A 25,703-nucleotide genomic window follows, 5' to 3' on the forward strand; every position below is an offset into this window, starting at 1 on the left:
ATCAAGGGAGGAGCAGATGAACATCACCAGGCGCCAGGCGCTGATCGCGGGCTCCACATTGGCCGGCGCATCGATGCTGCCCGGGCAGCCCCGCGCCGAGACCAAGCAGGTATCCCTCGCCTTCGGGCCGATGTCGCCGGTCTACGCCATCGGCATGATTGCCGAGCTGAAGGGTTACTTCAGGGACGAAGGTCTCGACTCCAAGCTCGTCACCGGTAACGCCGGCACATTCGGCCGTCAGACGCTGGCGGCGGGACAAGCCCTGTTCGCGCATGGCGATGCCAGCCATCCGCTCCAGCTCAGTGCGCGCGGCAAACCCTGCAAGATCCTGCTCGCGACCGAGATGGTGTGCTCCTACGCCAACATCGTGGTCCGGCAGGACCTTTACGACGGCGGTATCAATTCGGTCGAGAAGCTCGCCGAGCACAAACGGCCTGACGGCGCCAAGCCGATCGTCGCGGCCACCGCGATCGGGTCGGGTACCTGGGTGTTCGGCACCTATGTGTTCGAAACGCGTGGGCTCGGCGACAGGGTGAACTGGGTCGCCGGCGGCGGACCCAACACGATGTTTCCGTCGCTGCAGACCAAGCAGTTCGACGCCATCATGGCGCCGCCAAGCTGGATCGTCGAGGTCGAGAAGAAGGGCTTTGGCGGGACGATCTATGACACCTCCAAGCCCGGCGTATTCGAGAAGGATTTCGGCGGGACGCTGCCCGTGCTGGTGATCTACACGCTCCAGGACACGATCGAGCAGGACAAGGCGATGGTGCAGGCCTATGTGAACGCGATCCACCGCGCGATGGCTTTCGTGAAGGCGACACCGCTCGCGGACGTGCAGGCACTTGTCACGCCGAAATATTTCTCGGGCATCGACCCCGATGCGATCAGCGCCGAGCTCGGCTTCGACAAATCGACCTGGGCCTATGACGGCGTCATCGACAAGTCCTCGTTCGAACGCGGCGCCAAACCCTGGTACCGCAAGGGAACGGATATTCCCGAGACGAAATACGAGGATGTCATCGACATCAGCTTCCTCCAGGCGGCGAGGGCGAAATACAAATGATCGCTGCGCCAGGCCCGGGATTCGCGCTCGCGCGAGACGAGGTTGAGAGAGCGGAGGCGCGAACCCGCATCGCGGTGCGAGGTCTCGCCAAGCGCTTCAACGCGTCCGGCCGCGAGTTCGTGGCGGTCGATGACGTCTCCTTCGAGGTCAAGCAGGGCGAGTTCGTCGCGCTGCTCGGCCCGTCCGGCTGCGGCAAGAGCACCATCCTCAACATGGTCGCGGGGCTATTGCCGCGCTCGGGCGGACGCATCCTGATCGATGAGGACACGGTTGAGACCGGCAAGGTCAACCGCAGGGTCGGCTATGTCTTCCAGCGCGACACGCTGTTTCCCTGGCGAACCGTGGAGCAGAACATCGGCTATGGGCTGGAGATCGCGGGGCTGCGAAAGGCCGAGCGCGCCGGGCGCGTCGCGTCGGCCGTCGAGAAGGCCGGGCTCTCCGGCTTTGCGCAGAGCTTCCCCAGCATGCTGTCCGGCGGCATGCGCCAGCGCGTCGCCTTGATGCGCACGCTGATCATGGAGCCCGAGATCCTGCTGATGGACGAGCCGTTCGGCGCGCTCGACACCCACACCAAGCTCGAGATGCACAAGACGCTGCTGGAGATTTGGGAACGCGAGCGGCAGACCGTGCTGTTCGTGACCCACGATCTCGGCGAGGCCTTGACGCTGGCGAGCCGCATCATCCTGCTCTCGGCCCGGCCCGGGAGGCTCAAGGAAGATTTCGACGTCGCCATCCCGCGGCCGCGCGATCCCGTGGACGTGCGCGAGACCGCCGAATTCGGCCGCCTCTACTCTCACATCTGGCATTCCCTCGGCGAAGAATTCCGCCGCACCAGGGCCGAATGATCATGTCCAAGAGCCGTAGCGCCATCCTGTTCTGGCAAGTGGCCATTCTCGTGGTGGTTCTCGTCGTCTGGCAGTGGGGCTTCGAATGGAGCAAGGCGCTGTTGCCGAAGGCCTATGTGCCGAAAATCCTCGATCCGTATTTCGTCGCCAAGCCGTCGTTGATCTGGCAGAGCTTCCTGCGGCTTGGCTGCTTTGCCGATCCCGCCGGGTTCGCGGCCTGCATCAATGGCAACGACAACAATTTGTGGCTCGCCACGCTCGTCACGCTGAAGAACACCTGGTGGGGGTTTCTTTTCGGGTCCGCGAGCGGAGTAGCGGCTGGCCTGGTCCTCGGCCGTTCGGACTTCCTTGCCCGCGTGTTCGGGCCCTATGTCGTGGCGCTCAACTCGATACCGCGCATCGCGCTGGTGCCGCTCGTCATCCTGATCTTCGGCCTCGGCGATCTCTCCAAGATAGCCACTGCCTGGCTCGTCGTGTTCTTCGTGGTGTTCTTCAACACCTTCGAGGGAACGCGTGCCGTCGACCGCGACCAGATCGCCGCTGCCCGTCTGCTCGGTGCCAGCGAACTCACCGTGCTGCGCACGGTGGTGATCCCCTCCGCGCTGGCCTGGGTGTTCGCGTCGCTGTTGCCGGCGGTGTCTTTCGCGCTGATCGGCGTCATCGTCGGCGAGTTCATCGGCGCCGAGCGCGGGCTCGGCAAGCTCATCATCGAAGCCGAGGCGCGCGCCAATGCCAGCGAGATGATGGTCGCCATCTTCGTCATGATGTTCGTCGGAATCCTGTTGGCGATCGCAGTGCGCTCGCTGCAGTCCTACCTGCTGCGATGGCAGCCGCAATTCGAGCCGTCGGCATAGCAGTCTGGAAGCAATCGGCCGGTGAGCGGCAGGTAGCGCATCAGCGCGCGAACCGCGCCACCAATTCCACGTGCGGTGTGTGGCGGAACTGGTCGACCGGGACCACGGTCTCGATCCTGTAGCCGCCGTCAATCAGGAGCCGGGCGTCGCGGGCGAAGGTTGCGGCGTTGCAGGACACCGCGATCACGACGGGGACCTTGCTCGCAGCGAGTTTCAGCGCCTGCGCCTGCGCGCCCTGGCGCGGCGGGTCGAACACCACAGCGTCGAAGTCGCGCAGCTCCGGCGGCACCAGCGGGCGGCGGAACAGGTCGCGCGGTTCGGCCTTGATCGGCTTCAGCCCTGGTGTGCGCGCCGCCTTCACGAGCGCCGCGACGGCGCCGGCATCGTTGTCATAGGCGGTGACGCGTGCCTTTTCCGCAAGCCGGAGAGCGAACGGGCCGACGCCGCAGAAGAGGTCGAGAACCTCCTTGGCCTTGCCGACACGCTCGGCGACGAGCGACGCCAGCGTCTCCTCGCCCGCGATCGTTGCCTGCAGGAAAGAGCCCGGCGGCAGCGTCACCTCGGCGCGGCCCATCCGCACCGTCGGCGGAAGGCGTTGCAGCACCAACTCGCCGTGCCGCGTCAGCCGCGCCAGCCGATGCTGCTCGGCGACGCGCGAAAGCGCCGTGACCAGCGCCGTCGGCAGCGGGCCGGAGCCGCGCACGTCAACATCGAGACCGTTGGCGGTCGCGGTGACCTGGATGTCCAGCGGCTTCGTCACCGCCATTTTGGACGTCAGCGGTTCGGCAAGCGCCCAGGCGGCGTCGAGCGCACCCTCGAGCCCGGGATCGAGGATCGGGCAGCGGTGGATCGGGATGACGTCGTGCGAGCTCGCCGCCGAGAAGCCGACCTTGAGGACGTCATGCGTGCCGAACCGGCCGTGCAGCGTGACGCGCCGACGGCCAACCCCATGGGCATCGACCAGCGGCGCCACCTCGCAATCGATGCCGGCCTGGGCCAGCGTCTCGACCACGATGCCGCGCTTCCAGGCGTGGTATGGCGCGGGCGCCCAGTGCTGGATGGCGCAGCCGCCGCAGATGCCGAAATGCGGACAGAACGGCTCGATGCGATCGGGGCTGGCGACATCGACCGCGAGCAGCTTGCGGCGGTCGGGATGGTTGCCGGCGACGTGGTCGACCTCGACGGTCTCGCCGCCAAGCGCGTAGGGCACATAGACGGCATCGCCCGCAGCGAGCGAGACGCCGTCGCCGCGATGGCCGACGTGATCGATCCTCACGCGCTCAACCACGGCGCGCGCCCAGGAAGAATTCGATATTGCCGTCACCGCCCGTGATCGGGGAGGGGAACACCTCGATGTCGGTGCAGCCGAGCGAAGCGGCGAAGACCGCGATGTCGTCGCAGATCTCCTGATGCACGGCGGCGTCGCGGATGATGCCCTTCTTGTTGTGCTTTCGATCGGCCTCGAACTGCGGCTTGATCAGCGCCAGCAGGCTCATCGGCGCCGCTGCCAGTGACAGCGCCACGGGCAGCACCGTCTTGAGCGAGATGAAGCTGACATCGATGACGACGACGTCGGGCCGCGCCGGCAGCCGCTTGCCATCATAGCTGCGGATGTCAGTCTCCTCCATCGACACGATCTTGGGATGGTCGCGCAGCGAAGGATGCAGCTGGCTGGTGCCGACATCGATGGCGAACACCAGGCTGGCGCCGTTCGCCAGCAGCACCTCGGTGAAACCGCCGGTGGAGGCGCCGACATCGAGGCAGACATGGTCCTCGATCTCGATGGGGTAGCGCTCCAGCGCGCCGGCCAGCTTGACGCCGCCGCGCGAGACATAGGGATGCGCAGGCTCGGCCTGAATCACCGCGTCCTCAGCGATCGTCTCCGAGGGTTTCGCGACCTGCTTGTCGTCGGCGGTGACGAGCCCGGCCTCGATCGCCGCGCGCGCCCGCGCCCGGCTCTCGAACAAGCCGCGCTCGACCAGCAGAACATCCGCACGCTTGCGGGCAGGGGACATCGGATCTCCGGAGGCGACTGAAACGTCTATGGTGCGATCAATCGCGCGGCCGCGATCCGGACGCAAGCCTCGAACGCGGCCAGATCGTGCCAGACGTCGATCGGCATCTGCGCCGGCGTCATCAGCGGGCAGCCGTGCAGCTCCAGCGCATGGATCATCATGAGGTTGTCGACGAGGCCAAAATCCTCGACCGTCAGCCCCTGTGCATCGACCAGCCGTCCGTCCTCGGAGGTCACGTCCATGAAGCGGCCGACGCGGTCGGCATAGACGGCGCCGTCGTTGGAATAGGCCAGGCAAAACTTGCGGCGGCCGGCCATGTAGCCGAGCTCGTAGACGGTGCCGGGGTCGGCGCCGGCACCGCGGAACGGGGTGAGGTTGGCGATGATGGCATCGGCTTCGTCCATCATCGCCTCGTTGCCGCAAAAGATCTGCCGCGAGGCGTCGGGCGAAGTGAGATCGATGGCGTTGTCGAGGGGGTAGAGGCCGGTGAGCCCATGCGCAGCGCAGATCGCGGCCTTTTGCCGGCCGATCTCAACCGCATCCGGCAGGAACACGTCGGGCCCTGCCAGATAGATTTTCATGAAGGTCGCGCTGGTTCGCGAAGGTCGAAGCTCGCCGTTAGGCGAGCTTGACCGTCTCGGTCTTGACGTCCTTGCCCAGCGCCTCGAACACCTTGGCGACGATGCCCTTGGCGTCGAGACCGGCACGGCCGTACATCGCGGCCGGCGTGTCGTGGTCCTGGAACACGTCGGGCAGCACCATCGAGCGGAACTTGACCATGCCGCCGTCGAGCGCGCCCTGATCGGTCAGGTACTGCGCGACATGCGAGCCGAACCCGCCGACCGAGCCTTCCTCGATCGTGATCAGGATCTCGTGGTCGCGGGCGAGCTTCAGAACCAGCTCGGTGTCGAGCGGCTTCATGAAGCGCGCATCGGCGATCGAGGTGGAGAGGCCGTGGGCGGCGAGTTCGTCGGCCGCCTTCTCGCATTCGGCGAGGCGCGTACCGAAGGAGAGCAAGGCGATCTTGCTGCCCTGGCGAATCATGCGGCCCTTGCCGACCTCGAGCGGAACGCCGACTTCGGGCATCTCGATGCCGCGGCCTTCGCCGCGCGGATAGCGCAGCGAGCTCGGACGGTCGTCGATCGCGACCTGGGTCGCCACCATGTGCACGAGCTCGGCTTCGTCCGCCGCGGCCATGATCACCATGTTCGGCAGGCAGCCGAGATAGGCGTTGTCGAACGAGCCGGCATGCGTCGCGCCGTCGGCGCCGACGAGGCCGGCGCGGTCGATGGCGAAGCGGACGGGCAGGTTCTGGATCGCGACGTCATGCACGATCTGGTCGTAGCCGCGCTGCAGGAAGGTCGAATAGATCGCGCAGAACGGCTTGTAGCCTTCGCTCGCAAGACCGGCGGCGAACGTCACCGCGTGCTGCTCGGCGATGCCGACGTCGAAGGTGCGGTCGGGGAAGGCCTTGTTGAAGATGTCGACGCCGGTGCCGGACGGCATCGCCGCGGTGATGGCGACGATCTTGTCGTCCTTCTGCGCTTCCTTGACGAGGCTCTGGCCGAACACGTTCTGGTAGGCCGGCGCATTCGGCTTGGCCTTGGCCTGGGTGCCGGTCGCGACGTCGAACTTGACGACCGCGTGGTACTTGTCGGCGGAAGCCTCCGCCGGGCCGTAGCCCTTGCCCTTCTGCGTCACGACGTGGACCAGGATCGGGCCGGTCTCCATGTCGCGCACGTTCTTCAGCACGGGCAGCAGATGGTCGAGGTTATGACCGTCGATCGGGCCGACGTAATAGAAGCCGAGCTCCTCGAACAGCGTGCCGCCGTCCATCATGAAGCCGCGCGAATATTCCTCGACGCGGTTGGCGCGGTTGGCGATGATCTTGGGCAGGCGCTTGTTGATCTGCTTGGCCGCATCGCGCAGCGTGCGATAGGTCTTGCCGGAGTAGAGGCGCGACAGATAGGCGCTCATGGCGCCGACCGGCGGCGCGATCGACATGTCGTTGTCGTTGAGGATCACGATCAGGCGCGAGTTCATGGCGCCGGCGTTGTTCATGGCTTCATAGGCCATGCCGGCTGACATCGCGCCGTCACCGATGACGGCGATAACGTTGTTCTTGCCGCCGGAAAGGTCGCGCGCGACCGCCATGCCGAGGCCGGCGGAAATCGAGGTCGAGGAATGCGCCGCGCCGAACGGATCGTAATCGCTCTCGCTGCGCTTGGTGAAGCCGGACAGGCCGCCGCCGGTGCGCAGCGTGCGGATGCGGTCGCGCCGGCCGGTGAGGATCTTGTGCGGATAGGCCTGATGGCCGACGTCCCAGATCAGCCGGTCGCGCGGCGTGTCGAAGACATAATGGATCGCGGTGGTGAGCTCGACCACGCCGAGGCCGGCGCCGAAGTGACCGCCGGTCACCGAGACGGCATCGATGGTCTCTTGCCGCAGCTCGTCGGCGACCTGGCGAACCTGCTCGATCTTGAGCTTGCGCAGGTCATCCGGCGTATGGATGGTGTCGAGAAGCGGCGTTTTACTGTATGCGTTCACGGCGATTTCCAATTTGTCAGCGCCGGAAGATCGTTCCGGTGCGCGATGGGTTTGCACAATATCGGCGCAGCGCGAGTCCTTAAACCGTCGGAGCCACCTGCATGGGGGAGGGCCCCGTCTTCAAGCTTAGGTGAGCTTAGGTGCGCTCCGGTTCAGTCCCTGTGATCCCTGTCACTTAGATCGGCTTCGTCCGTCCCAGCCAATTTCATTAGCAGTTTGAAGCGCTTGTCGTCGGTAATTTGTGCCCACGCAAGGCTTGCAAAAAGCCACACTCCGCGCAGCTTTACACCAAAGCTTGGGCCAAAGCCAACCCGCAGGGTCGTTTAGGGGTATGCACCTGCAACCCGCGGGCCAGCTTGGTTAATCCTGGCGCCGGCGGATGGGTTCCAGTCTTGCCCGGTTCCTCGCCTGCATTTTGGGCGAGAGGAAGGCCGTTTTGGCCAGATTCGCGAGCCCGAGAGGCCCTGGCCGGGGGAACTCGTCGATGTCAGTGCCTGGCCGCCGAGGGCTGTAAGCCCAAACAGCGGCGTGCGATCATGAAAAACTGCAGATGGCCGATGCTTGAGGCGGGCGGCTTGAAACGGGGACCTTACTGCACGTCGAGCGGTGCGGTGCCGGTGGCCTGGCCGCTGGCATCGGTGGTGATCTTGTCGACGCGTGCCTCGGCTTGGCGCAGCAATTCCTCGCAGCGGCGCTTCAGCGCCTCGCCGCGCTCGTAGATCGTCACGGATTCCTCGAGCGGCACCTTGCCGTCCTCGAGCCGCTTCACGATGGTTTCGAGCTCCTCGATGGCGCGTTCGAAGGTGAGCCTGGAGACGTCGACTTGGGTATTTTCGGCCATATCCGTTTCCCATTGCCCGCTTCACGTGAGAAAAAGCGCAGTTTTGCGGGCGTAATGTGGCGGGTGCGTCAAGCGCCCATCAGGGCGCCGACATGCGCCGTAACAGATTCTTTCAATCCTTGCAGGTCATAGCCGCCCTCGAGCACCGAAACAATGCGGCCCCCTGCGGACTTGTCGGCAAGGTCCATCAGCTTGCGCGTGACCCAGGTGTAGTCCTCCGCGCGCAAATTCAGCGAGGCCAGCGGATCGCGGTAATGCGCATCGAAGCCCGCGGAGATGACGAGAAGCTCGGGGCTGAATTTTTCGAGGCGCGGCAGGATCAGTTGCTCGAACGCGGCGCGGAATTCTGGTCCGCCGTCTTCGGAAGCGAGCGGCGCATTGACGATGGTGTCGTGGTCGCCGCGCTCGCCCTTCGCGCCGGTACCCGGAAACAGCGGCATCTGATGCGTCGAGCAGTACATCACGGTCTGATCGGACCAGAAGATGTCCTGCGTGCCGTTGCCGTGATGCACGTCGAAATCGACGATGGCGGCGCGCTGGATGCCGTATTTGCGCTGCGCATGACGCGCGGCGATCGCGGCATTGTCGAAGAAGCAGAAGCCCATCGGCTTGCCGATCTCGGCGTGATGTCCGGGCGGGCGCACCGCGACGAAGGCGTTGCGATGCTCGCCATTCATCACCGCTTCGGTCGCAGCCACTGCGCCGCCGACGCCGCGCATCACCGCTTCCCACGTGCCTGGTGACATCGAGGTGTCGCCGTCGATATAGACCTGACCGCTGGTCGGCGCGATGTGGCGCAGCTCGGTGACGTAATGCTCGTTGTGGCACAGCGTCACGAGATCGAGATCGCCTTCCGGTGCCAGGTCGCGCGCCAGGAACTGGAAGCGCTCCTGCGACAGCGCTTCCTCCACCGCCCGCAGGCGGTCGGGCCTTTCAGGGTGTCCCGGCGGCGTGACGTGGTCGAGGCAGGCCTTGTGGGAGAGGAGAAGCGTGCTCATCAGGTCGGCCTCACAGGGAACGGGCTCTCGACGTCGCTTGGCGCATCCCGAGCCAAAACGCAAATGCAAAACGCAAATGCAAAACGCAATCTAAGCGCTTGGGCGGGGATGGCAAAGGGTGGTTCCGGACAAGTCCGTTTGATCCGGATCAATTCACGCGCAGGATGCGGGTGGGCGGCAGCGGACCGATCGGTCCGTGCGCCCTGAAGAAGGCGAACAGCGCGTCCGCGTCGTAGCCGCCATATTGCTGCGATGTGCCTTGTTTGGCGGCCGTAAAACCGTCGCCGCCGACGGCGAGGTAATCGTTGACGGTGACGCGGTAGCCGCTTCCAGGCTCGACCGGCTTGCCGTTGAGCGTCATCTTCTCAAGGCTGATTCGCTCGCCGAACGGTTTCGTCGCATCCCAAGTGTAGCTGAACCCGTTCGAGACCTGGAGAATCCGCGGGCGCTTCGGATCGAGCCATTGCTGCTCCAGCATGTCCTTGAGCTGGCCGCCCGTGAGCGTCATCGTAACAAGGCGATTGCGGAACGGCTGGCTCGCGAACAGTTCGCCGAACGACACCGCGCCGTTCTCCTTCGGGACAATGTCGGTGCGGATGCCGCCGGGATTGGTGAGCGCGATGACAGCGCTGCCATCCTTGGCGTCCTTCGTCGCGGCGAGCTGCGCGTCCGCGATGACGTCGCCGAGCGCGCTCTCGCCGGCCTCGTTCGGCACGCGCGACAGCGTCTGCGTCACCGATCCGGCCGGGCGATTCGCAATCGGTGCCGACAGCTTGTCATAGGCTTCGATCAACGCGGTCTGTTCGGGATCCTTCGCCAGCGAGGCATTGGCGACGATGACGTTCTCGGCTTTGGCGCTGACGATGTCGCGGGTCACAGGATCGAGCTTGAGGTCGATCGCGGTGACCAGCGTGCCGTATTTGTCACCGCTGGTGACGAGCCGCCCGTCGATGTCGCAGACATAGGCGCGGTGGGTGTGGCCGCTGACGACGACGTCGACGGCGCGGTCGAATTTCTTGACGATGTCGACGATCGGCCCCGTGATGGCGGGGCATTCATTGTAGTCGCCCGAGGGCTCGCCGCCCTGGTGGATCAGCACCACGATCGCCTCGACGCCACGCGCCTTCAGCTGCGGCACCAGCGCGTTCACCGTCTCGGCCTCGTCGCGGAATTCGAGCCCGGCAATGCCTGAGGGCGAGACGATGCCCGCGGTCTCCTTCAAGGTCAGTCCGATGAAGGCGACGGGGATGCCCTCGAACTCCCTGATCTCGTAGGGCGGCAGTACGCTCTTGCCGGTCGCGGTCTCCACGGTGGAAGCCGCGAGATAATGGAACTTGGCGCCCGTGAAGGGATGCGGCCCCTGGCAGCCGTCGACCGGATGGCAGCCGCCGTTCTGCATCCGCAAGAGCTCGGTCTTGCCCTCGTCGAACTCGTGATTGCCGACAGAGGTGATCGCAAGCCCCATCATCGAGAGCGACTCGACCGAGGGCTCGTCGTGAAACATTGCCGACAGGAACGGGCTCGCGCCGATCAGGTCGCCGGCGGCAACGAAGATCGTGTTTGCGTGCCCCTCGCGCAGCTGCTTGACCAGCGTCGCCATGTACTCCGCGCCGCCGGCCGCGACCATGACCTTCTTGCTTTTGTCTTCGGGATCATTGATCCGGATGCCGCCCGGCGGCGGACGCAGATTGCCGTGGAAATCGTTGATGGCGAGAATGCGCAGCTCGACCGGCGCGGCGGTCTGGGCCGAGGCGGGGAGGGTGGCGACGAGAGCGAGCGAGGCAAGGATGGATCGGTATTGCATGGAACAAGATTAGTCGTTCCGCGCGAAGATTTCACGAAGCTTTCTTCCTTCTCCCCTTGCGGGAGTGTCGTAGGGTGGGCAAAGCGAAGCGTGTCCACCGCTTCTGTTGCGGTTGTGGATTGATGGTGGGCACGGCGCAAGTGCGCCTTTGCCCACCCTACGGTGCCGGACTCGTTGAGACAGACCCGTCACCCGCCTCGCACTAGGGGAAGAGGGCGCCCTACCTCTTCTTCCGGTTTGCAAACGCCTTGAACGCGGCAATCGCCTCGTCCGACTTCAACCGCTCGCCGAACAGATGGGCCTCCTGGTCGATGCGGCGGGTGAGCTCCTCGGGCGCGGCGCGCAGCAGCTTGCGCGAGGCCGCGACCGCCTCGGCCGGCAGCCGGCAGATATCGCGCGCCACCTTGCGCGCCTCGACCTCGGTATGTCCCGGCGAGACCACGGTGTTGACGAAGCCTGCCGCGTGCGCCTCCGCGGCGGTGAAAGTCCGCCCCATCACCAGCATCGCGAAGGCGCGCTGGTAGCCCATCGTGTTCGGCATCAGGAGGCTGGCCGCGCCGACCGGAACGAGCCCGAGATGGATATAGGGCGCGGAGAAGGTCGCGGCGTTCGAGGCGAGCACATAGTCGCAATGAAACAGCATCACGGTGCCCATGCCGATCGAGGCGCCATCGACGGCCGCGATGATCGGCTTGACGTTGAGGGCGAGCGAATAGAGAAATTTTGCGCCGTCCGACAGCGTCTCGGAATTCGGTTCGGCCTGCATGAAGTCGTCGATGTCGTCGCCGGCGGTGAACACGCCGGAGCCGCCGGTGATGATCATGCAGCGGATGTCGGGATTGTTCTGCGCGGTGTCGATCGCGCGGCTCATCTCGCGATACATGTCCTGCGTGATCGCGTTTTTCTTGCTCGGGCGGCGCAGGGTGATGACGCGCGTTCCGCGCTCTTCGGTGACGACGATATTGCCATTCGGCATGAGAGCCCCCTGCGGTCGCCGCGACGCTTGCCTTGGCGAGTCTCGCAAGCCTCAGCCTACATCATCTTGCAGGCGTGCCAATCCGCCCGCTCGACCTTTTCGAGAACGTCCCCGTGAGTCCGCCGCATGGCGCGCTGTCGTTTTTCTGATCGGGAACCGCACCGCACCGGATCATGCCGGTTGTATTGCTTCGCACATGCAGTTGCGCATTGCAACAAATGGCTACAATGTTTCATTTGAAAAACCGGGGGTTGTAGGGCACGATTGCCCAATGCCGGTTCCTTTGGCCGATTGTTCGTTTGATGATTGCCGCAACGGGCGTTGACGAATCCTCGCTGCGTTATCGCGGCTGGCGCGTCGTGCTGGCCTGTTTCTTGATGGCCTTCTTCATGTTCGGCTTCGGCCTCTATGGCCAGGGCGTCTATCTCGCCGAGCTCCAGCGCGCCCATGGCTGGCCGGGCACGCTGGTCTCCGCGGCGAGCACCTTCTCGTTTCTCCTCACCTCCGTGCTCGTCATCTTCACCGACGATCTGCTCGCCCGCATCGGGCTGCGCGCGCTGATCCTGAGCGGCCTGTCGGCGCTCGGCGCGTCGACCGTGCTGCTGGCGCTGATGCAGACGACCTGGCAGCTTTATCTCGCCTATGCGCTGATGTCGGTCGGCTGGACCGGCATGGGCACCGTGGTGATCGCCACCGTGCTGAACGCCTGGTTCGAACGGCGCCGCGGGCTCGCGCTCAGCCTCGCCTTCAACGGCGCGACCTGCGGCGGCATCGTCCTCGTTCCGCTGTTGTTGTCGCTGACCGGCAGCATCGGCTTCCAGTCCGCCATGCTTGCCGCTACGATGGCGATGGTGGTGCTGGTGCTTCCGGTGGTCGTCATTTTCATCGGCTGGCCGACGCAGATATCGCCGGCATCGGGCGGCCGCTCGTCCGCTGGCATGGCCGCGCCGGCCCATTCCCGCAAGACGCTGCTCGCCAACGCGGCGTTCTGGACCATGGTGCTGCCGATCGCGATCGCGCTGCTGGCGCAGATGGGATTCATCATCCACCAGGTGACGTTCCTCGAGCCGCTGATCGGGCGTTATGCCGCAGGCCTTGCGGTCACCATCATGGCGGCGATGGCGGTGGTCGGCCGCCTGTCGCTCGGCCTGTTCGTCGACCGGCTCGATCCGCGGCTCGCCTGCGCGGCGTCGATGACGAGCCAGGCGGCGGCGCTGTTCGTGCTTCTCCAAAGCACGAACCCGACCGTGCTGCTCGTCTGCTGCGCCGTCTACGGCTTCTCGATCGGCAACATGATCACGTTCCCGCCCTTGATCATCCAGCGCGAGATCGGTGCTGCCGCCTTTGCCGCCGCAATGGGATTGGGCACGTCGATCAGCGGCGTCGTCAGCGCCTTTGGCCCCGGCATCATCGGCCTCGTGCGGAGTTTCACCGGCAACTACACGAGCGCGTTTGCGATATGTGTGATGCTCGATCTCGTGGCGGCGGGAATCGTGCTGTGGCGGCCAGGGAGAAGGGCGAAGCTCGCAGCGTCGTAGCCACCCTTACCCCAACAACACCGCATCCGCCGCAGCGACCGACTCCGCGCTCTCCGTCACCGTGCGCTCCAGCGCGCCGGCCTGCACCGTGATGTTCTCTGCGAAGAAGCGTGCGAGCGAGACGTAGCGCGCAGCGTCGGTGTTGCCGTCGGCCTTCGCGGCGAGCGCCTCGGAGGCCAGCATGCAGCCGCCGAGCGTCGAGCCGAACTGCTGCAGATACGGCGTCGCGCCGGCGAGCGCCTCGTTAGGCGCAGATGCAACGCGCTCCAACAGCCACTTGCTGGTGCGCGTCAGCGACTCCAGCGCTTCGCGCAGCTTCGTACCTGTGGTGCCGAAAGCAGGATCGTTGGAGGCTTCGACCTGCTTCACGGTTGCCGAGAGTTCGTCGAGCAGCACCCATACTGCAGCGCCGCCATTGGCCGCGAGCTTGCGCGTGACGAGATCGATCGCCTGAATGCCGTTGGTGCCCTCGTAGATCGCGGTGATGCGCGCATCGCGGTAGTGCTGCGCGGCGCCGGTCTCCTCGATGAAGCCCATGCCGCCGTGCACCTGCACGCCGAGATAGGCGACCTCGTTGCCGATATCGGTGGAATAGCCCTTCGCCATTGGCGTCAGCAGCGCCGCGCGTGCGGCGGCATCCGCGCGAACCTTCGGATCCCTGGCGCGCGTGGAGACGTCGATCGCGACCGCGGTCGCATAGCAGATGGTGCGTGCGGCCGCGGTCTGCGCCCGCATCCGCATCAGCATGCGCTTGACGTCGGGATGCACGAAGATCGCGTCCGAGCCGTCGCCCGTCTTGCCGATGGCGCGGCCCTGCTTGCGCTCCTGCGCATAGGCCAGCGCCTGCTGGTAGGCGCGATCGGCGACGCCGACGCCCTCCAGCCCGACGCCGAGGCGGGCCTGGTTCATCATCGTGAACATGCAGCGCATGCCCTGGTTCTCTTCGCCGACGAGGAAGCCGATCGCGCCGCCATGATCGCCCATGGTCATGGTACAGGTGGGGGAAGCATGCATGCCGAGCTTGTGCTCGACGCCCGACGCATAGATGTCATTGCGCGCGCCGAGCGAGCCATCGGCATTGACCATGAACTTCGGCACGAGGAACAGCGAGATCCCCTTGGTACCCGCGGGCGCGTCCGGCAGGCGCGCCAGCACGAAATGCACGATGTTGTCGGTCATGTCGTGCTCGCCATAGGTGATGAAGATCTTCGTCCCCTTGATGCGATAGGTGCCGTCGGCCTGCTTGTCGGCGCGGGTGCGCAGCGCGCCGACGTCGGAGCCGGCCTGCGGCTCGGTCAGCTGCATCGTGCCGGTCCATTCGCCGGAGACGAGCTTTTCCAGATAGATCTTCTTCAGCTCGTCGCTGCCATGGGCGTCCAGCGCCTCCATCGCCGAGGCCGTCAGCAGCGGGCAGAGGCCGAAGGCGACGTTGGAGGCGCTCCAGATCTCGGTGCAGGCCGCGTTGATCGCGATCGGCAAGCCCTGGCCGCCGAAATCCTCCGGGCCGGAGACCGCGTTCCAGCCGCCCTCGGTCCAGCGCTTGTAGGCGTCCGGCCAGCCCGGCGCAGTCGTGACCTTGCCATCGCTGAGCTTGATGCCGTGCTCGTCGCCGACCTGGTTGAGCGGCGCCAGCACGTCGGTTGCGAACTTGCCGGCTTCCTCCAGCACGGCGCTCACGATGTCGCCGTCGAAATCGCCGTAATGGCCGGCCTCCACGGCAGCCTTCAGGCCGGCGCCATGGTTGAGCGACAGCAGCATGTCTGAGATCGGCGCGCGGTAGGTCATGGCTCACTCCCGTGGACAGGTATTGGCGCCGTATTCCCATGAAACGGGGGAGGTCTCAACTGCCCGAACGCCGGGACTGCGCCGGCCCGGAACGGCGCCGCCGCCGGGCCTATAATAAAGGGTGGCACGGCCAGCGCCGGCCCCGGTCCTGGACCTCAGGTATTTTGCCCCTCCAGGCGGTTGAAATGCCGCGCCGCTCCCTATAGACCGGCTGCGACCAGCGGGAATCTGCGGTAGCCGGTTCTTCCGTCCGTTCCCTGGTCGCCTGTTGGGGCGTAGCCAAGCGGTAAGGCAGCGGATTTTGATTCCGCCATTCGGAGGTTCGATCCCTCCCGCCCCAGCCAATTGATATTGCTTACCAAATCGACGTCACCGTTGCCCCATCTGGAGAGCGGATGGCGCTGTCCGTTGGAGACGTCGCTGTTTTTGTTCGCCACCATTTACTCAGAACATCTTCCAGAAACTCGAGATCAGTTACCCGGACGGTGTTCGCGAATTTCGCACAATGATCGCGCGGGTCGCTGAAGACAAGCTGACCACCTGTAGGACTGAGCGCAGTACGAGTGACGGTCGTACCTTGTGAAGGGATCGCATCAACTGCCGCCGCGCAGACATTCAGCTCGTGAGTCATTTCAGCGCAGCCAACTAGCTGTTGGCTTGAGCCGATAGCGCGGGTGAGCCGGGAGGACTACCACTGAAAATTTATTGCAGCGACGATCAACAGCCCGAAGAAGATCACGAGGCTGGTCGCACTTAATTTTCGTGGGCAGTTGTAATCCGATTCCAGAGTAGCCATTTATGGTTTAGCGCAGCCGGATCGCTCTCAGAACCTATTCCCGTTGCGCAAACTTGATCGGACCCAACCATGATCGAGTTTCCGAATTTCAGTCGTTCATATGACCGAACGCGGCACGCCGTGCGTTTTTGGGGATACGATAGCGCGTTAGAGGCATCGTTCTTCATAGAGGAAGACGCGCTGAGGCGACTTGAACCGGGCGCTCACTCCAACAATGAATCGGATTTCCTGAGCGCATTCGATTCCAATCGTGATGTGATATGTGCCGCCGCTGCCAGGGTGTACGTCCGCGGCAGCAGGGGCTCTTACGATCTGGTCGCCGCCAATTTTTGAGACGAAGCCTCACGTCTTGATGGAAGCGGAAGACTTCGTTTACGGCACGTGCTTCATTACGACTGCCAATCCAGAAATAATCACAAAAGCCAGGGAGGATCGCATGAAATTCCGTCCGCTCCATGACCGCGTCGTGGTCAAGCGCATAGAGGCCGATGACAAGACAGCCGGTGGCATCATCATTCCGGACACCGCCAAGGAGAAGCCCTCCCAGGGCGAAGTCATCGCCGTCGGCCCCGGTGGCCGCGACGAAGCCGGCAAGCTGATCCCGATCGACCTGAAGGTCGGCGACCGCGTGCTGTTCGGCAAGTGGTCCGGCACTGAAGTCAAGATCGACGGCGTCGACCTGCTGATCGTGAAGGAAAGCGACATCATGGGCGTCCTCACTGATCTGCCGGCCGCCAAGAAGAAGGCCGCGTAAGCGCCAGCCGGTTTTCCTTACCCTGAGGATTCGGCGTAGCCGGGTTCTCGAAGGATGAGGCCCGCAATTCAAATCTCATCCCTCAAGAGCTCGCCAGTTGCGCGGCCTTTGGGATCTGACCAGTTGAAAACGGAGATCGCCATGTCAGCCAAAGAAGTCAAATTCGGCGTCGATGCCCGCGACCGCATGTTGCGCGGCGTCGAAATTCTCAACAACGCGGTAAAGGTGACGCTCGGTCCGAAGGGCCGCAACGTTGTCCTCGACAAGTCGTTCGGCGCTCCCCGCATCACCAAGGATGGCGTCACCGTCGCCAAGGAGATCGAGCTCGAAGAGAAGTTCGAGAACATGGGCGCACAGATGGTGCGCGAAGTCGCCTCCAAGTCAGCTGACGCGGCCGGCGATGGCACCACCACCGCCACCGTGCTCGCGGCTGCGATCGTGAAGGAAGGCGCCAAGGCGGTTGCCGCCGGCATGAACCCGATGGACCTCAAGCGCGGCATCGACTTGGCAGTGGACGCCGTGGTCGCCGACCTCGTCAAGAACTCCAAGAAGGTCACCTCGAACGAGGAGATCGCTCAGGTTGGCACCATCTCGGCCAACGGCGATGCGGAGATCGGCAAGTTCCTCTCCGACGCCATGAAGAAGGTCGGCAACGAGGGCGTCATTACGGTTGAAGAAGCCAAATCGCTCGAGACCGAACTCGAAGTCGTCGAAGGCATGCAGTTCGACCGCGGCTACATCTCGCCCTACTTCGTCACCAACGCCGACAAGATGCGCGTTGAGATGGACGACGCCTATATCCTGATCTACGAGAAAAAGCTCTCCAGCCTGAACGAACTGCTGCCGCTCCTGGAAGCAGTCGTACAGAGCGGCAAGCCGCTCGTTATCATCGCCGAAGACGTGGAAGGCGAGGCGCTCGCCACCCTCGTCGTCAACCGTCTGCGCGGCGGCCTGAAGGTTGCGGCCGTCAAGGCGCCGGGCTTCGGCGATCGCCGCAAGGCCATGCTGCAGGACATCGCGATCCTGGCCGGCGGCCAGGCGATCTCGGAAGATCTCGGCATCAAGCTCGAGAACGTCACGCTCAACATGCTCGGTCGCGCCAAGAAGGTGATGATCGACAAGGAGAACACAACGATCGTCAACGGCGCCGGCAAGAAGGCCGACATCGAGGCGCGCGTGGCCCAGATCAAGGCGCAGATCGAGGAGACCACCTCGGACTACGACCGTGAGAAACTCCAGGAGCGTCTCGCCAAGCTCGCAGGCGGCGTCGCGGTGATCCGCGTCGGCGGCGCGACCGAGGTCGAGGTGAAGGAGCGCAAGGATCGCGTTGATGACGCGATGCATGCGACCCGCGCGGCGGTCGAGGAAGGCATCGTCCCGGGCGGCGGCGTCGCCCTGCTCCGTGCCTCCGAGCATCTCAAGGGGCTGCGCACCAAGAACGACGACCAGAAGACCGGCGTCGAGATCGTGCGCAAGGCGCTGTCGGCTCCCGCTCGCCAGATCGCGATCAACGCCGGTGAAGACGGCTCGGTGATCGTCGGCAAGATCCTGGAAAAGGAACAGTACGCCTACGGCTTCGACTCGCAGACCGGTGAGTATGGCAACTTGGTCGCCAAGGGCATCATCGACCCGACCAAGGTGGTTCGCGTGGCGATCCAGAACGCGGCCTCGGTTGCGGCTCTCCTGATCACCACCGAAGCCATGGTGGCCGAGGTGCCGAAGAGGAACGCCGGCGGCGGCGCGCCTGCGGGTGGCGGCGGCATGGGAGGCATGGGCGGTATGGATTTCTAGGTCAAACCGCTCATGGCCGAACGGCAGACAAGGGAAGGGATGGCCGATTTCCAGGAGGCAGAAGCGACGATCTGCTCACAGGAAAGGGTCAGTTGAGAACCGCATGCGCACTCCGCAGTCCGGCAAACCCTTCCAGGGAAGCTTCTCCTCGTTTGCCGAGACGCCGAGGTGAGACTGCTGTTCTATCGCCCTCGACTGCGAACGGCCTTCCCAAGCGAAAAGCCCGGCCGCGAGGGCCGGGCTGATCGGTAATATATTCAAGTCAGGCAATGCAGGAATAAAGCGGGGAGAGGCGTCGCCGTCTGTTCGAAAAGGAACACCTGAACCGATTATTGGTACCGCCCGCGCTCAACTGCGAAAGGCGGAGAATCTCACAAAGGCCCTGCATTTCCAGGAGCATCAAGGGTGCAGATACTCGCCGTGGCGCGCTGGCATCAGACTGCAGCGAGCCGGCGCATCAAGCCATCCCGAAGGTATCCCTACGCGAGTGTAGTGAGCAATTTGGTACAGACGCCGATCCCTCGACGTGTCTAGCCTCCTTAACCGGTGAAGCTCAACATACCTCCAAATCAAGGCGAAAATCATGGAAATCTCCAGCGAGACGAAAGCTGCCGTGCGGCCGGCACTGTGGGGAGCCGTGGCCGGAGCAATTGCTCTGGCAATCGTGGGTTTCAGCTGGGGCGGCTGGGTGACGGGTGGGGCCGCCGAGACGCTCGCGAGGAATAGTGCTGCGACGGCTGTCGTCGCAGCTCTCACACCCATCTGCGTTGAGAAGTTTCAACAAGCCGCTGATGCGTCGGAAAATCTGGTCGCAATGAAGAAGACGACCTATGCGTGGGATCAGAGCAAGTTCGTCGAAAAAGGCGGTTGGGCCACGATGCCGGGAAGCACTGAGCCAAATTCAGCCGTTGCGAAAGCTTGTGCCGAATCGCTTGGTAGCAAGAAAGCTGTGGAGCTGCGCGGATAGTCAGGCAAGTCGCGCGGCGGAAATCTGCGCATAGACGCGCCGGCCCCTCGACACGTCTGCATCTTGCGCAGTGGAAGGGGGCTCCTGCAAAGCAGACCAGGCAGTCGTCGCCAGATGGTCAAGCATCAAATTCGTCGTATCTACTTTGAACGGAGAACTCGATGGGACGAAATCCCTGAAGCCCAGGTCGAGCCGAGCGCTTCCCCTCGTCATTTCAGTTCCCGATTTGCCGCACGCCACGCGGCCTTCCAACGGGTGAACATCCTTTCAATTGTGGTAGTATGATTGCGTGTTAATGGTCCAGCGAACGAGAGTCCTGCCTTGGTGAAAGCGGCGAAGGACTTTGATCCCAGAGCATTCCTTGCCAAGGTCGGGGCCGGGAAATCGATCTCGAAAGTTGGCAAAGGTCGGAGCGTGTTCGTGCAGGGAGATGCCGCGGACGCGGTATTCTACATTCAAGAGGGAAAGATCAAGCTCACGGTCGTTTCGGACCAAGGCAAGGAAGCCGTCGTTGGGATTTTGGAGCCCGGACAATTCTTTGGCGAGGGCTGCCTCAATGGTCATCCATTGCGTCTTGCCACGACTACGGCAATGGAGTCCTGTGTCATCACGAGAATATCGAAGACGGCGATGACTACAGCGCTCGAAGGCAAGCCGAAGTTCTCTCAATTGTTCATGGCGTATTTGCTCGCGCGCAATAGCCGGATTGAAGAAGACCTGATCGACCAACTCTTCAATTCGAGCGAGAAACGCTTGGCGCGCCTGCTGCTTCTGCTGGCGAACTTCGGCAAGGAAGCCAGCTCGCAGCCCATTGGCGTCAATATCAGCCAGGAAACGCTGGCCGAAATGATCGGTACGACCCGATCACGGGTCAGCTTCTTCATGAACAAGTTCCGGAAGCTTGGCTTCATCAGCTACAATGGAAAGATCGAGGTCCATAGCTCGCTTCTGAACGCGGTTCTGCGCGACAAACCCGAGATAGACCGGAAGAACTGACCGCCGCGCGGCCAAACCGAGCGCCGGGCCAAACGCGGGACATTAGCCCACTCGAATAGCGGATCAGGGCGGCAGTTCGTCGCGGACCGAGCCTCCCTCGTTCTCCCATCGTGACAGAGCGGTTGCGCTCGATCTCGCATCGCCAGGCGTGTCCTTTTTCAAAGGCAGCTTGTTGCGACCGATTTCATTGTTGCGCCTGTGATCCGTCAAAAAGACGAAGCCGGCCCGCCAGGTGTTGAATTTACAGCTTTCCTCAGCGCTGGCCGAATCCTTAACGAGCTCGCCGGACGCGGTCGCTCTTGCGCGATGCTGCTGAGATTTGGACATATGCAGAGCCCTTTCGTTGGAAGTCTCCGCGCACTCCGGCCAATCTCGACGGTTGACCAAGGTGGACTTGAATGTGGGGATCGAAGCGATGAACAGCGAGCCCTCGGCATAAATAAGATTGCCAAAGGAGCGCACGGATCGCTTTGCCGTGCGTCCAATCGTGCCGCGCGGCAAAAGAGCTGCTGTAGCGGATTGTAGTCAGAAACAATTAACTGCCATCTTCGACGACATCGTAGTTGCGAGCGATGGAGTCGGCAGCAATTGGCGGCGAGGAGCACGCGCCCGGCAGCGTCCGACAAATCCCTCAGGCGCGGCAATGATGCTGACAGACAGAAACACCGTAATCGCGTCCCGGCGCTGGTTCGCACCCAAGCTTCTGATCTATCGACCAGTGGGATTCGCTGCCGGATGGTAAGACAAGCTGTCCTTGCTCCATTTGGAAATGGCGCAGTCCGCTGCCCGTTGAAGAGAGATCGGGCAGCGACGGCGGCACGGTGGGGCCGTTGGCGATTGATGATCAACTCGGCGTTCGCGGCTTGCTGCTGTTTGATGATGGGCCGCCTGATGCTTGCCGTTCCTTCGCTTCGTAATATTCGGCTGAGAATTTGATGGACCATCGCGCGAAGAACGAACGCAATTCCTGAGTGGGCTTCTCGACGCCGAGATGTTCTGCGACATGCGCCTCGCGCAACCACCTCACCGCCGACGTGAGGCCGGCAATGCGCTCGAGCCTCTCAACCGCCGCGGTCCCGGCGATCTCTGCCTGCCGATAGCGAAGGCCGAATTTTCTGATCATATGCACGCGCTTGATGATGTCGTAGGCCTTGAAGACGAGCTGAACGAGTGGATGTTTTCTGGCTTGCGGCCAGGCTGCCGGATAGACCGGTAGCACCAGAAGCTTGCTCTTCGCGATGACCGTTGCGAGCGGATGCAGGAGTTGCATCCAGGCTGGCCAGGATGTGACTTTGGCAAACAATATCGCGTGCATCGCCGTTGCCGCACCGAAAGAGATCGGCAGCCAAAGGACCGCGCACAGGATCACGAGCAATGCGGCATTCGGCGTGAGATGCCGGCATGTTCTGAACACCCATGCCATGCCGCCTTCAAAGGCATCATGCACAGCGTGTTCGAACGCCCGATAGCTGATCTTCCGCCGGAACCACCACCAGTTTCGGCGAATCGATCTACCCCACTGTCGACGCTTCGACGCGGACAGGGGAAGCAAGCGCACCGCGCCATTGATGACAGTTACGATGATATCGCCGACAAGTCTGGCCGCGAACAGCGGCAGCCAGACAATCTGCATCGCAAAAGGGAAGGCGTAGTCGAGCATCCGCATCAAGATCGCAAGAACGAAACGCAGGATCTTGTTCGTGGCGAGCGCAACAACAACAAGTGGGATGATAATCACATCGTCGAGCGCACCGCGAAAGCGGCTTTCCTCGGTCCATGCCGGGTGACGACCATCGGTCACGGTGCACCGTCCGGGCTGAGTGCCAGCTCAGACTAGCACATTGCGCGCTCGAGGGGGGCCTCAGGTGCCGGTCGTTAGGCGACAGCGAGCACTCCGGATAAGGGACCAGTTCGCATGACCCGCGTTAACCCTGTCTCTGATCTTGTCCGGTCGCCGCGCCGGCTGGTTTAGTTCTGCCGCCAAGCCGCCTTATTGGATGTCTGCAATTGGTCTCCGATTTTCGGGAGCTTATTTTTCGGCAGGCTTTGAACGAGGCGTTTCGTTCGGGAAGCGTGAAATCAGATGAAAGCGGCTCTCATCCTCGTTGGCCTCAGTACACTCGCGGTGATGGAGCTTGAGACGGCGCCGCGCATGACCAAGCCCGTGAACGCGCCGCCTGTTCAGGCGACCGTCGGGTTACGCGTCTCAGCCGATACGCTGACGACGGCAGACCGGCTCGGGACCCCGCACATGCACATGCAATTTGAAGCGCCTCCGCAGCCGGTCTCCCTGAGCGAACCGATGCCTCCGCCGGATCAAACGGCGAATGTTGCGCCAGAGCCTTTGAAGATCATCGCGCCACACCAGCGCACCGCAAGCGGGAGAAAATTCGCGGTCATGCTGCCCAGACCTCGGCCCGTGCAGGAAACGTCCAAGGCATTTGCGAATGCCAAGCGCGCCAAGCCAGTCGCGGAGGTCAAGCCCTGCCGGTCAGGTGTCTTCGATGGCCTGTTCAAGGCATTGAACCTGTCAACGAGCTGTCAGAGCTAGCCCCAAGATCCCTCTGCAGCAGCGATATTGTTTCCGCCACGCCGGATTCACGCGGCCACGGTATCAATCGAGCGGCGTATCACCTGGCGCACCTCCGCATTCGACAGGAACAGGTCGTGGTTGATAACGCCCCAGCCTGCCTCGGAAGCATCGACCACGCGCACCCCGAGCCCTTCGATGGTGGTCTTCTCGGCAGCGCCGACCCGTGTCATCCCACCAGCGATTTGCCCCGACAACGCCAGCGCGCGGTCGTTCGTTGCGGCGATGACGGTGATCTTGCGCGAAAGCGGACCGATGCGGTTGATCGACGACGAGAATACGTCCATGTCGATGTCCGGCGCGGCGAACACCACGGCCCCGATCTTGCCCGCAACGGCGTCACCGGATCGCGCATAGAGCTGGCGCAGGCTTTCGAGCGTCAGCATGGTTCCCATACTGTGCGCGACGATGTGGACGCGGCCGGCGCTTGAACTCGTCACGACGGATTGCAGCACGCGTTCGAAGCCATCGCGGGACCACATTGCGCTGTCGCGGTCATAGGCGTAGTCGAACAGTCCTGCCTTCGAGGGCCAGGAGAATACCATCGTCTGGCCGCGGAACCTGATGCCATCGGAGAGATGCGCGGCATCGAGCGCCGCTGTCTCGAACGTCTGCTTGAAACCGTGCACGTAGATGAGAACATCTGGTCCGCCGCCGGTCTGCGCGACAAGACTGCCGACATCGCCCGATACCGGCTCAACCCCATCAAGACGCCAATCGTCAAGTCCGGCTGCAGCCAGAGAGAAACGGCTGTCACCAGGCGCTACAAGCTTCGCTCGTGCGACGGTCATCGTAGAAGCCCGCTCCGGCCCGAACCACGGCTTCGACCGGCCGCCGTTCACTGGCTTGCGCGTCGTTACGACGAGCAACGTAGGGTCGACCGAGAGCGACGAAGCGTCGTAGCGTGCGCCGGTAGCACCCAGGCTGGCGCATCCGCCCAGCGCGACAACGCAGGCCGAGGACGCAAGCCCGCCAAGGAGCGCACGTCGGGACGCAATCACTTCGTGTTGCACTAAACGTCGGATGATCACGCAGAACCTTTGGGAACTGCCCCCTGGAGGAGCCCGCCCCCTGCGCGCGTTCCTGAATGATGATGGCGGCGAGAATAAGGGCGGGGCGCGCCACGCCGCTTGTTCCAAATTCGGATTGAAATCGTCGAACAATCAAACGGGTCTTGGTTCCTCCATTCGGAGGTTCGATCCCTCACTGGCCTAGTCAGGTCGCAACCCGACGGATGCGCCGGGCTGCCAGCTGGATTCGGCCAACTCAGGACTTCGTGGGGCTGCGGACCGCCACGCCGGGATCGATCGTCTGCGACGGCAGGCGGCGTTCGGCGGGGCGCGCGACCAGCAGATAGAGAACCAGAGCGAGCAGCGACGTTGCCGCCATCACCGCGGTCATCGACAACGCGGTCCGCCCGTCGAAGCGAAGTGCGACCAGTCCGCTCGATATCGCGCCGGCGGTCAGCTGAATGCTTCCGGCGGCAGCGCTGACGGCGCCCGCGATCTCCGGGAGACGCTGCATCGTCGCGCTCATCACGTTCGGCACGCTGAACCCGAAGCCGAGTGCGACCGCCATCAGCAGCGCGACCACGAGTGACGTGGGCATCCAGCCGGCCAATGTCATCGCGAGCAGGGCGGTGCTGGCGGCGGCCGACAGCGTCAGCCCGGTTGTGAGCATGCGCGCCGACTCTACGCCGCGCCGGCCGAGCTGGCCGTCGAGAAAGGCGCCGACCATGACGGCCCCCGAGCATGCGCTGAAGATCAGCCCATATTGCTCGGGGCGCAGTCCGATGGCGCCGACGAAGAACAGCGAGGCGCCGGTGACGTAGGCAAACACGGTCGCGCCGCCCGCGGCGCCGACCAGGATGAAAGGCAACGACACCGGATGCGTCAGCACCTGGCGGTAGCTGTCGATGACAGCTGAAAGCCCCAGGCGGCCGGCGCGGTCGGTCGTCGCAGTCTCCGCGAAGCGAAACATCACCACGACCAGCAGCATGAGACCGATCCCCGCCTGGGCGGCATAGATCGATCGCCAGCCGGCGATCGCCAGCAGGGCGGCGCCGGCCGTCGGTGCGATCACGGTCGCGACATTGACCGTGACCATGACGTTGGCGATCTTGCCTCGCGCGGCGTTGCCGTCGAAGAGATCGCGAATGATGGCAAAGGTCGTTGCGGTGGCGGCGGCGCCGATGCCCTGGACGAAGCGGCCCAGCAACAGAACCGGCAGCGAGGACGCTTTCGCGCAGGCAAGGCTTGCGGCGATGAACAGTAAGAGGCCGAATGCCAGAATCGGCTTGCGGCCCAGGCGGTCGGAGATAGGTCCGTAGATCAGCGGCGCGGTGGCGAGGCTGAGCATGAAGGCGCTCATGGTCAGCCCGACATCCGACGCGCTCGCGTCGAGCGTCGCGCCGGTCGCTGCCAGCGCCGGCAGATTGATGTCGATGCCGGAATAGGGCACGGCCGCCAGAAAACCGAGCAGCAGCGTGAAGGCGAAGGATGCGGGGTCGATTTGCATGGATGGATTTCCGGTTCCGGCTTGAT

At 63.7% G+C, this 25,703-nt stretch carries 23 protein-coding genes and 1 tRNA gene; 11 read left to right on the plus strand and 13 right to left on the minus strand.

All coding sequences use genetic code 11. The features are described from left to right. The first annotated feature begins 16 nt into the window (after positions 1-16). Genes ABIB95_RS33570 through ABIB95_RS33580 form a run of 3 tightly spaced genes read left to right on the plus strand, consistent with a single transcriptional unit; the run spans position 17 to position 2,762 of the window. Positions 17-1,063 (plus strand): ABC transporter substrate-binding protein, encoded by a 1,047-nt coding sequence (locus tag ABIB95_RS33570; RefSeq protein ID WP_354245825.1) that lies wholly within the window; start codon positions 17-19, stop codon positions 1,061-1,063. Continuing rightward, entirely contained in the window at positions 1,060-1,908 is an 849-nt protein-coding gene (locus ABIB95_RS33575) for an ABC transporter ATP-binding protein (protein ID WP_175618032.1), read from the plus strand. The genes ABIB95_RS33570 and ABIB95_RS33575 overlap by 4 nt, the downstream gene beginning before the upstream one ends. 2 nt (positions 1,909-1,910) lie before the next feature. Continuing rightward, positions 1,911-2,762, plus strand: a complete 852-nt coding sequence (locus tag ABIB95_RS33580) for an ABC transporter permease (RefSeq protein WP_071917647.1) — start codon at positions 1,911-1,913, stop codon at positions 2,760-2,762. Between the two features lie 40 nt (positions 2,763-2,802). On the opposite strand, the gene ABIB95_RS33585 is transcribed toward ABIB95_RS33580, so the two are convergent. The 8 genes from ABIB95_RS33585 to ABIB95_RS33620 all read right to left on the minus strand — a co-directional run bounded on the left by ABIB95_RS33585 (position 2,803) and on the right by ABIB95_RS33620 (position 11,943). After that, complete coding sequence (locus ABIB95_RS33585) at positions 2,803-4,050, minus strand: class I SAM-dependent RNA methyltransferase (RefSeq protein ID WP_354245829.1); 1,248 nt, start codon at positions 4,048-4,050, stop codon at positions 2,803-2,805. Beyond that, the gene (locus tag ABIB95_RS33590; RefSeq protein WP_166350553.1) at positions 4,043-4,777 is read right to left on the minus strand and encodes a TlyA family RNA methyltransferase; all 735 of its coding nucleotides are present in this window, start codon (positions 4,775-4,777) and stop codon (positions 4,043-4,045) included. The genes ABIB95_RS33585 and ABIB95_RS33590 overlap by 8 nt, the downstream gene beginning before the upstream one ends. A 26-nt stretch (positions 4,778-4,803) precedes the next feature. Further along, positions 4,804-5,358 (minus strand): nucleoside 2-deoxyribosyltransferase, encoded by a 555-nt coding sequence (locus ABIB95_RS33595; RefSeq protein WP_354245834.1) that lies wholly within the window; start codon positions 5,356-5,358, stop codon positions 4,804-4,806. A gap of 37 nt (positions 5,359-5,395) precedes the next feature. Continuing rightward, positions 5,396-7,324 (minus strand): 1-deoxy-D-xylulose-5-phosphate synthase, encoded by a 1,929-nt coding sequence (gene dxs, locus ABIB95_RS33600; protein ID WP_028148183.1) that lies wholly within the window; start codon positions 7,322-7,324, stop codon positions 5,396-5,398. 589 nt (positions 7,325-7,913) lie between these two features. Further along, the gene (locus ABIB95_RS33605; RefSeq protein ID WP_008132970.1) at positions 7,914-8,165 is read right to left on the minus strand and encodes an exodeoxyribonuclease VII small subunit; all 252 of its coding nucleotides are present in this window, start codon (positions 8,163-8,165) and stop codon (positions 7,914-7,916) included. A 68-nt stretch (positions 8,166-8,233) separates the two neighbouring features. Next, on the minus strand, positions 8,234-9,163 hold the full coding sequence (locus tag ABIB95_RS33610) for a histone deacetylase family protein (protein WP_085401274.1): 930 nt from the start codon (positions 9,161-9,163) through the stop codon (positions 8,234-8,236). Between the two features lie 148 nt (positions 9,164-9,311). Further along, a complete protein-coding gene (locus ABIB95_RS33615) occupies positions 9,312-10,967 on the minus strand; it encodes a bifunctional metallophosphatase/5'-nucleotidase (RefSeq protein WP_354245837.1) in 1,656 nt (551 codons plus the stop codon). A 220-nt stretch (positions 10,968-11,187) separates the two neighbouring features. Beyond that, positions 11,188-11,943: an enoyl-CoA hydratase-related protein gene (locus ABIB95_RS33620; protein WP_028148179.1), complete on the minus strand. Its 756-nt coding sequence runs from the start codon at positions 11,941-11,943 to the stop codon at positions 11,188-11,190. Between the two features lie 302 nt (positions 11,944-12,245). On the opposite strand from ABIB95_RS33620, the gene ABIB95_RS33625 reads away from it, so the two are divergent. After that, positions 12,246-13,481 (plus strand): MFS transporter, encoded by a 1,236-nt coding sequence (locus tag ABIB95_RS33625; RefSeq protein WP_354245839.1) that lies wholly within the window; start codon positions 12,246-12,248, stop codon positions 13,479-13,481. Between the two features lie 6 nt (positions 13,482-13,487). On the opposite strand, the gene ABIB95_RS33630 is transcribed toward ABIB95_RS33625, so the two are convergent. After that, positions 13,488-15,266 carry an acyl-CoA dehydrogenase family protein gene (locus ABIB95_RS33630; RefSeq protein WP_354245842.1) on the minus strand — a complete coding sequence of 593 codons (1,779 nt, stop codon included), beginning with the start codon at positions 15,264-15,266 and terminating at the stop codon, positions 13,488-13,490. Positions 15,267-15,535: 269 nt separating this feature from the next. Here ABIB95_RS33630 and ABIB95_RS33635 point away from each other — a divergent pair. The 6 genes from ABIB95_RS33635 (at position 15,536) to ABIB95_RS33660 (ending at position 20,570) form a co-directional block, all read left to right on the plus strand. After that, positions 15,536-15,610, plus strand: a tRNA-Gln gene (locus tag ABIB95_RS33635). 521 nt (positions 15,611-16,131) lie between these two features. Beyond that, on the plus strand, positions 16,132-16,395 hold the full coding sequence (locus tag ABIB95_RS33640; RefSeq protein WP_063984906.1) for a DUF1488 family protein: 264 nt from the start codon (positions 16,132-16,134) through the stop codon (positions 16,393-16,395). A gap of 103 nt (positions 16,396-16,498) precedes the next feature. Beyond that, complete coding sequence (locus ABIB95_RS33645; protein WP_063984905.1) at positions 16,499-16,816, plus strand: co-chaperone GroES; 318 nt, start codon at positions 16,499-16,501, stop codon at positions 16,814-16,816. Positions 16,817-16,957: 141 nt separating this feature from the next. Beyond that, positions 16,958-18,607, plus strand: coding sequence for a chaperonin GroEL (gene groL, locus ABIB95_RS33650; RefSeq protein ID WP_071917644.1), 1,650 nt, complete (start codon positions 16,958-16,960; stop codon positions 18,605-18,607). Between the two features lie 583 nt (positions 18,608-19,190). Continuing rightward, on the plus strand, positions 19,191-19,574 hold the full coding sequence (locus ABIB95_RS33655) for a hypothetical protein (RefSeq protein WP_071916046.1): 384 nt from the start codon (positions 19,191-19,193) through the stop codon (positions 19,572-19,574). A gap of 321 nt (positions 19,575-19,895) precedes the next feature. Then, positions 19,896-20,570: a Crp/Fnr family transcriptional regulator gene (locus tag ABIB95_RS33660; RefSeq protein ID WP_063984903.1), complete on the plus strand. Its 675-nt coding sequence runs from the start codon at positions 19,896-19,898 to the stop codon at positions 20,568-20,570. Positions 20,571-20,633: 63 nt separating this feature from the next. Here the strand turns inward: ABIB95_RS33660 and ABIB95_RS33665 are convergent, their stop codons facing one another. Both ABIB95_RS33665 and ABIB95_RS33670 read right to left on the minus strand, forming a co-directional pair. After that, positions 20,634-21,032, minus strand: a complete 399-nt coding sequence (locus ABIB95_RS33665) for a hypothetical protein (RefSeq protein ID WP_354245845.1) — start codon at positions 21,030-21,032, stop codon at positions 20,634-20,636. A gap of 382 nt (positions 21,033-21,414) precedes the next feature. Next, positions 21,415-22,371, minus strand: a complete 957-nt coding sequence (locus ABIB95_RS33670) for a hypothetical protein (RefSeq protein WP_354245848.1) — start codon at positions 22,369-22,371, stop codon at positions 21,415-21,417. 351 nt (positions 22,372-22,722) lie between these two features. Between ABIB95_RS33670 and ABIB95_RS33675 the strand changes: the two genes are divergently transcribed. Beyond that, on the plus strand, positions 22,723-23,121 hold the full coding sequence (locus ABIB95_RS33675) for a hypothetical protein (RefSeq protein WP_354245851.1): 399 nt from the start codon (positions 22,723-22,725) through the stop codon (positions 23,119-23,121). A gap of 47 nt (positions 23,122-23,168) precedes the next feature. On the opposite strand, the gene ABIB95_RS33680 is transcribed toward ABIB95_RS33675, so the two are convergent. Together ABIB95_RS33680 and ABIB95_RS33685 are read right to left on the minus strand one after the other, a co-directional pair. Continuing rightward, positions 23,169-24,191: an alpha/beta hydrolase gene (locus ABIB95_RS33680; protein ID WP_354245854.1), complete on the minus strand. Its 1,023-nt coding sequence runs from the start codon at positions 24,189-24,191 to the stop codon at positions 23,169-23,171. Positions 24,192-24,426: 235 nt separating this feature from the next. After that, on the minus strand, positions 24,427-25,677 hold the full coding sequence (locus ABIB95_RS33685; protein WP_354245857.1) for a multidrug effflux MFS transporter: 1,251 nt from the start codon (positions 25,675-25,677) through the stop codon (positions 24,427-24,429). Positions 25,678-25,703: the final 26 nt, after the last annotated feature.

The organism is Bradyrhizobium sp. LA2.1 (assembly GCF_040547725.1).
GTDB lineage: Bacteria > Pseudomonadota > Alphaproteobacteria > Rhizobiales > Xanthobacteraceae > Bradyrhizobium > Bradyrhizobium barranii.

Excerpts from the sequence above, each read along its gene's own strand:
- ABIB95_RS33645 (WP_063984905.1), top strand. The coding sequence starts at position 16,499 with ATGAAATTCCGTCCGCTCCATGACCGCGTCGTGGTCAAGCGCATAGAG.
- ABIB95_RS33605 (WP_008132970.1), bottom strand. The coding sequence starts at position 8,165 with ATGGCCGAAAATACCCAAGTCGACGTCTCCAGGCTCACCTTCGAACGC.
- ABIB95_RS33615 (WP_354245837.1), bottom strand. The coding sequence starts at position 10,967 with ATGCAATACCGATCCATCCTTGCCTCGCTCGCTCTCGTCGCCACCCTC.
- ABIB95_RS33655 (WP_071916046.1), top strand. The coding sequence starts at position 19,191 with ATGGAAATCTCCAGCGAGACGAAAGCTGCCGTGCGGCCGGCACTGTGG.
- ABIB95_RS33610 (WP_085401274.1), bottom strand. The coding sequence starts at position 9,163 with ATGAGCACGCTTCTCCTCTCCCACAAGGCCTGCCTCGACCACGTCACG.
- ABIB95_RS33590 (WP_166350553.1), bottom strand. The coding sequence starts at position 4,777 with ATGTCCCCTGCCCGCAAGCGTGCGGATGTTCTGCTGGTCGAGCGCGGC.
- groL (WP_071917644.1), top strand. The coding sequence starts at position 16,958 with ATGTCAGCCAAAGAAGTCAAATTCGGCGTCGATGCCCGCGACCGCATG.
- ABIB95_RS33575 (WP_175618032.1), top strand. The coding sequence starts at position 1,060 with ATGATCGCTGCGCCAGGCCCGGGATTCGCGCTCGCGCGAGACGAGGTT.
- ABIB95_RS33580 (WP_071917647.1), top strand. The coding sequence starts at position 1,911 with ATGTCCAAGAGCCGTAGCGCCATCCTGTTCTGGCAAGTGGCCATTCTC.
- ABIB95_RS33570 (WP_354245825.1), top strand. The coding sequence starts at position 17 with ATGAACATCACCAGGCGCCAGGCGCTGATCGCGGGCTCCACATTGGCC.
- ABIB95_RS33620 (WP_028148179.1), bottom strand. The coding sequence starts at position 11,943 with ATGCCGAATGGCAATATCGTCGTCACCGAAGAGCGCGGAACGCGCGTC.
- ABIB95_RS33625 (WP_354245839.1), top strand. The coding sequence starts at position 12,246 with ATGATTGCCGCAACGGGCGTTGACGAATCCTCGCTGCGTTATCGCGGC.
- ABIB95_RS33630 (WP_354245842.1), bottom strand. The coding sequence starts at position 15,266 with ATGACCTACCGCGCGCCGATCTCAGACATGCTGCTGTCGCTCAACCAT.
- ABIB95_RS33640 (WP_063984906.1), top strand. The coding sequence starts at position 16,132 with ATGATCGAGTTTCCGAATTTCAGTCGTTCATATGACCGAACGCGGCAC.
- ABIB95_RS33595 (WP_354245834.1), bottom strand. The coding sequence starts at position 5,358 with ATGAAAATCTATCTGGCAGGGCCCGACGTGTTCCTGCCGGATGCGGTT.
- ABIB95_RS33685 (WP_354245857.1), bottom strand. The coding sequence starts at position 25,677 with ATGCAAATCGACCCCGCATCCTTCGCCTTCACGCTGCTGCTCGGTTTT.
- ABIB95_RS33675 (WP_354245851.1), top strand. The coding sequence starts at position 22,723 with ATGACCAAGCCCGTGAACGCGCCGCCTGTTCAGGCGACCGTCGGGTTA.